This is a genomic window from Methylobacterium goesingense (assembly GCF_022179225.1).
In the GTDB taxonomy this organism is placed as follows: Bacteria; Pseudomonadota; Alphaproteobacteria; order Rhizobiales; family Beijerinckiaceae; genus Methylobacterium; species Methylobacterium goesingense.
Map to the genome: position 1 here is coordinate 1 of NZ_BPQL01000173.1, position 6,153 is coordinate 6,153.

Sequence of the window (6,153 nt, forward strand, 5' to 3'; positions counted from 1 at the left end):
TTCCGCGCTTCCGCCCGGACGCTCTTGGATCGGAGATCAAGTGGGCGTTCCGGGCGGAAGCGCGGAATGCGAATGCAGGACGTGCGCCGACCGCGTGCAGACCATCCGGACCAGACGACCGGATCGGACGGGGCCGACGCAGAACTGGAATCACCCTCGATCCCGACCTTACCGGCGGTATTGTGAGAGACGACGATGACATCTGGAACAAACGAGTTGAGCGGCCAGGCCGTTTCGCCTCAGGGCGGGACGGCCGAGGCGGATGAGTTCTCAAGTCTCCTCAAGCAAAGCTTCAAGCCGCGCACCGAACGGGCTGCGACGGAGGTCGAGAATGCCGTCGGAACCCTGGTCCGGCAGGCCCTCTCGGACACCAGCCTGATCAAGGACGACGTCCTCGATACGATCGAGGAGATGATCGCTCGGATCGACGAGAAGCTGACCTCGCAGGTCAACGAAATCCTGCATGCGCCGGAGTTTCAGAAGATCGAGAGCGCGTGGCGCGGACTTAACTACCTCGTCTTCAACTCGGAAACTGATTCGAGTCTGAAGATCAAGGTGATGAATATCTCCAAGAACGAACTCTCACGGAACCTGAAGATGTATCCCGGCGCCCGCTGGGATCAGAGCCCGCTCTTTAAGAAGGTCTACGAGTCGGAGTTCGGGCAGCTCGGCGGCGAGCCGTTCGGATGCCTGGTGGCAGATTACCACTTCAGTCACCTGCCAACCGACGTGCAGCTGCTGCGCGACCTGAGCAAGATCGCCGGTGCGGCTCACGCGCCGTTCTTCGCCGGAGCCGACCCGACGCTGCTCGGCATGGACAGCTACACCGAACTCGCCAACCCGCGGGACCTCGGAAAAATCTTCGATACGCCGGATTACGGGCCCTGGAAGTCGCTGCGCGACTCGCCCGACTCACGCTATCTCGGTCTATGCATGCCCCGCGTCCTGTCGCGCCTGCCCTACGGGGCCAAGACGGAGCCGGTCGAGGAATTCGCCTTTGAGGAGACGACGGACGGGCATGCTGGCGAGAGCTATGCCTGGATGAATGCCGCCTACGCGATGGCGGTCAATATCAACCGCGCCTACAAGGAATGCGGCTGGACCGTCCGTATCCGCGGCGTGCAATCCGGCGGCGAGGTCGTGAACCTGCCGAACCACACCTTCCCGACCGATGACGGCGGCGTCGACCTCAAGTGTCCGACCGAGATCGCGATCAGCGATCGACGCGAGGCGGAATTGGCCAAGGCCGGCCTGATCCCGCTGATCCACCGCAAGAACTCCGACAAGGCCGCCTTCATTGGAGCGCAGTCGGTCTACAAGCCCAAGACCTTCTTCGGTGAGAAGGGGGTGGAAGCCACGGCGTCGGACAATCTGTCCTCGCGTCTGCCCTACATGTTCGCGGTGTCACGCTTCGCGCATTACTTGAAGTGCATGGTTCGCGATAAGATCGGGTCGACCAAAGAGAAAGACCAGCTCACGAAATGGCTCCAGGAATGGATCAACCAGTACGTCGACGGTGATCCCACCAATTCGAGTGAGCAGACCAAGGCGCGTAAGCCGCTGGCCGATGCCCGGGTCGACATTTTCGAGAACGAAGAGAATCCCGGATACTATTCCGCGCGCTTCTACCTTCGTCCCCACTATCAGCTCGAAGGTATGGATATCGGCATGAGCCTGGTCTCGCGCCTTCCCGCACCGGCCCAGTAGCCCGGATCGCAAGATCTGTCGGAATCAGGATTCACCCATGCGGAGACCTCCGGTGCTCCGCGTGTTCTGAGCGTGTGACCACGAAGCGGTCAACTACGAGAGGGGACGGTTATGGCAGTCGACATGTTTCTGAAGCTGGATGGGATCAAGGGTGAATCCCAGGACGGCAAGCACAAGGAAGAGATCGATGTCCTGGCTTGGTCCTGGGGCATGGCGCAGTCGGGGAGCGGCCATATCGGCTCCGGCTCCGGCTCCGGCAAGGTATCCGTCCAGGATTTGAGCGTCACGAAGTACATCGACAAGTCGAGCCCGCCGCTCGCATCGCATTGCTGTTCCGGCAAGCACATCCCCAAGGGAACGCTCTTCGTCCGCAAAGCCGGCGACAAGCCTGTCGAGTACGTCAAGATCGAAATGGAAGACCTGATCGTGACGCACGTCTCGGTCGGCGGCTCGGGCGGCGAGGATCGTCTGACCGAGAACGTTACCCTGAACTTCGCCAAGTTCAAGTATGTCTACACGACTCAGGCGAAGGACGGCAGCGCTGGTCCGGAAGTCGAGGCGACCTGGAACATCGCCAAAAACGAGAAGTAGCCGGTTCCGCACGCGGTCGTCTGTTCGATCCGGCAGGCGATCGCAGTGGCACAGTGGCACCCGCCCTGGCCGGTTCTGCTGCCGGTTGACCGATGCCCGCGCGCGGCTGGCACCTGCACAAGCGTTCGATTGGGCACTCCGAGGCCACGTGATGACCCGCAAACCCAGCGCAAGGCGCGTCCGGATCCCGTTCGTCGAGGCATTCCGCAGCGCGCATAGCCAACGCGACGCGCGGGAGGCGATCAACGAGCGCGACGAGGTCGGCGAGCGCGTCATTCCCGGACGCCATGCGATCGCGCGATCGGCCATGAGCGCCGCCGACCTCCAGCGCGCCGTGGCCCGTGACCTGGAGGATCTCATGAACACGGTCAATTTCGCGGCCTCAACCGACATCTCGGATTTCCCGGCAGTCGCGTTCTCCATCCTGAATTACGGTTTCACCGACATATCGCGGCGCTCGATCGACGAGCAGACGGTTAGCGAGATCGGCACCGAGATCGAGACCGCCCTGGCGGTCTTCGAGCCGCGCCTTGCCGCCAACTCGGTCTCGGCCTGGCGGGACCGCGACGTGGACCCGGCCGAACTCAAGCTGCGCTTCGTGGTCCGCGCCGAGATCGACTGCGATCCCCTGAACCTGCCGGTCGAGTTCATCGCGGATCTGGAGCAGGACACCGGCAAGATCTCGATCCGATACCGGTGAGTGTCCCATGACCCTTCCTGCAACTGCTGCCCTGCGATCGACCCGTGACGGTTCGGTGTCATGAACCGCGAGTTTCTCGACCTGTACAACCGTGAACTCGGCGTACTTCAGGAGCAGGCGCGGGAATTCTCGGAGGAATATCCCGGCATCGCCGATCGCCTGGGTGGTCTGGTCGACGATCGCGCTGATCCGATGATTTCGGGGCTGCTCGAAGGCGCTGCGTTCCTGGCAGCCCGTGTCCAGTTGAAGATCAAGCACGAGTTTCCCGAGTTTTCGCAGAACCTGCTCGAGCAACTCGTACCGAACTACCTCGCACCGACGCCGTCGGTGATGCTCGCGCGCGTCAAGCCGGCCTTCGGCGATCCTGCGCTGCGAGACGGGCCACGCATCGCGCGCGGCGCGAATCTCGATGCGACCTATCGAGAACGGGAGCGCAGGGTGGCCTGCCGCTTCAAGCTCTGTGCCGATCTCCGGCTCTGGCCCTTCGAGATCGTGGCGGCGGAGTACCTCGCCCATGCCGGTCCGATCCAGGCGTTGGGGGTCGCCACTGCCGCGGTCGCGGGCCTCAGACTGACCCTGATCCATCGCACCACCGCGCGCGCGGAGGACGAGCCTCCCGTGCACAAGTCGGGGGGAGCGCCGGAAACCTGGTTCGCGGGCTGTGCCGTCGACGAGTTGCCGATCCACCTCATGGGCCCGGAAGCCGACGCGGCAGCGCTGTACGAGCAGATGTTTGCCAATTGCACGGGCGTGTATCTCCGGCACCTCGATGTCTTCGGCGATCCGGTGCTCGTCTCGCTCGGGCACGAAACCCTGCTGCCGATTGGTTTCGAGGCCGACGAACGCCTGTTCCCCAAGGACAACCGCCTATTCGACGGGTTCGACCTCCTGCGCGAATACTTCACCTTCCCGCGCAAGTTTCTGGGCTTTCGGCTGACCCGGCTGGCACGGATCCTGTCGCGCGTGCAGGCAGGGGCGCTCGACCTCATCTTCACCTTCGACGAGGCCAACGGTCGGCTCTCGGCGTCCGTGAAGCCCGAGGCCTTCGCGCTCTACGCTGCTCCTGCGATCAACCTGTTCGAGATGACGCTCGACCGGGTCCCGGTCCAGGCGCGCCAGCACGAGTATCATCTCGTGCCGGATCGCAGCCGGCCGCTGGATTTCGAGCCGCAGCGGGTACTTGAGGTCTTCGCGCACCATCCTGGCCGGTCGGAGAAATCGGTGGTGCGGCCGCTCTACGCCTCCGACCGAGAAGCGACGGCGACGGGTCTGTCGTACACGCTGCGACGCCTCCCGCGCCGCCGGACAAGCCGGGAGCGCAGCGAGTACGGCGCGGCCTCCGACTACACTGGGACCGACGTCTTCCTGTCCCTGATCGAGCCGGCGGGCATCGACGCGGAGAGTGACGTCGCAGAGGTCAGCGTGCGAGCTCTTTGCTCGAACCGCCACTTGGCCGAGCACCTCCCGGTGGGCGAGACCGGCGCCGATTTCCGCTTCACGGAGAATGGTTCTCTTGCCGTCGTCTGTGCCGCCGGGCCGACCCGCCCACGCGAGCCCGTGGTGGCGCAACTGCGCAGCCGAACGCAGAGCACCTTCACGGGCGCGGTCGCCTGGCGCCTGATCAGCCTGCTGCGGCTCAATCCTCTCGGCCTCGTGGAGCGCGGAGGCGGACGGGGCGGCGAGGCCCTGCGCGAAATCCTGACCCTGTTCGCGGACCTTTCCGACAGCGCCATCGAGCGGCGCATCCGGGGCCTGCGCAGCGTGGACAGCCGCCCCGTGGTTCGCCGGCTGCGGCAGCGCACCGGGACGGGGGCCGCGCGCGGGACCGAGGTAACGGTCTCTCTCGACGACAAGGCCTTCGAGGGTACCGGCGCCTTCCTGCTCGGGGCGATCCTTGAGCGATTCCTGGCCGAGTATGCTTCGCTCAACCACTTCACCCAGACCGTGATCCGCACCACCGAACGCGGCGAGATCATGCGCTGGCCACCCCGTGTGGGCGCACGGAGGCTGCTGTGACCGACCGCCCGGACATCGGCGGATTGACCTTCCGCCAGGCGATAAGGCAGGCCCCATGGGCGTTCGATCTGCTGGCGGCGCTGAGGCGGATCGAGCGCAGCCATCCCGACCAGCCGAGGATCGGCGACAGCGCCACCCGGCGCGACGATTACGTGGCCCTCGGCGAGGACCCCTATCTGGCGTTTCCGGCGGCGACCATCGCGCGCGTCGACGAGGACGGCCAGGGGCGCTTGCGCTTGTTCGTGCAGTTCCTCGGCCTGCTCGGTCCGCAGGGGCCGCTCCCGCTCTCGACCACGGACGAGGCCTATGGCTGGACACTAGCGCGCGACGACGCCTTTCCCCGCTTCCTCGACATCCTGAACCACCGGTTCCTACAGCTCTTCTACAGGGCCTGGGCCGATGCCCGACCGATCGCTCAGAACGAGATCCCGCAGGCCGACCGGTTCGCCGCCTATATCGGCTCGGCCATCGGACTCGGTTCGCCGACCCTGGCCGGGCGCGACGCGATTCCAGACTCGGCCAAGCTCGCCTATGCCGGCCTCCTGGCGCCGGCGGCCCGCTCGGCCTCCCGCCTGTGCAATGCGCTCTCCGGGCTCCTCGGCGTCGCGGTCGAGGTCGAGGAATTCGTCGGCAGCCATCTCGAGTTCGAGGCCGCCGACCGCAGCCGTCTCGGCATCGCGAATGCGCGACTCGGTGCTGACTTACTGCTCGGATCAAGCGTGTACAGCGTCGACGACAAGATTCGTCTGCGGATCGTGGCCGCCGACCTCGCCGGCTACGAACGGCTCCTGCCCGGCGGCGACCAGTGCCTGCCACTCGCGGACCTGATCTTCTTCTACCTCGGCGATGAACTCGACTGCGACGTCGAACTCGCCCTTCCCGTTACTTCCGTCGAGCCCCTGAGCCTCGGTCGCTTCGGACGGCTCGGCTACACGAGCTGGTTGGGGGCCCAGGCGCCAAACCGCGCCGACCTCGTCCGCCGCGACGCCCGTTTCCATCCCGCCGAGCGCGCCGCCCGGCCGCCGGTACCGCATGCTGGATACCCACAGCAATGAGCGAGATCAGTCTCGAGACCGTCACCGGCAAGCTCAACCGTTCCGGGTACGACGCCTTCATCCAGGCCCTTCGCCAAGCGAAGG

5 protein-coding genes are annotated in these 6,153 nt (G+C 65.2%); all 5 read left to right on the forward strand.

Translation table 11 applies throughout. The features are described 5' to 3' along the window. The first annotated feature begins 195 nt into the window (after positions 1-195). Positions 196-1,707, forward strand: coding sequence for a type VI secretion system contractile sheath large subunit (gene tssC, locus MFF30_RS23190; RefSeq protein ID WP_373320992.1), 1,512 nt, complete (start codon positions 196-198; stop codon positions 1,705-1,707). A 111-nt stretch (positions 1,708-1,818) separates the two neighbouring features. Then, positions 1,819-2,298 (forward strand): Hcp family type VI secretion system effector, encoded by a 480-nt coding sequence (locus MFF30_RS23195; RefSeq protein ID WP_238282455.1) that lies wholly within the window; start codon positions 1,819-1,821, stop codon positions 2,296-2,298. 151 nt (positions 2,299-2,449) lie between these two features. Continuing rightward, positions 2,450-2,998: a type VI secretion system baseplate subunit TssE gene (gene tssE / locus MFF30_RS23200; RefSeq protein ID WP_238282457.1), complete on the forward strand. Its 549-nt coding sequence runs from the start codon at positions 2,450-2,452 to the stop codon at positions 2,996-2,998. A 60-nt stretch (positions 2,999-3,058) separates the two neighbouring features. Then, complete coding sequence (gene tssF, locus MFF30_RS23205; protein WP_238282458.1) at positions 3,059-5,014, forward strand: type VI secretion system baseplate subunit TssF; 1,956 nt, start codon at positions 3,059-3,061, stop codon at positions 5,012-5,014. Then, on the forward strand, positions 5,011-6,069 hold the full coding sequence (gene tssG, locus MFF30_RS23210; protein WP_306424601.1) for a type VI secretion system baseplate subunit TssG: 1,059 nt from the start codon (positions 5,011-5,013) through the stop codon (positions 6,067-6,069). The genes tssF and tssG overlap by 4 nt, the downstream gene beginning before the upstream one ends. Positions 6,070-6,153 lie beyond the last annotated feature (84 nt).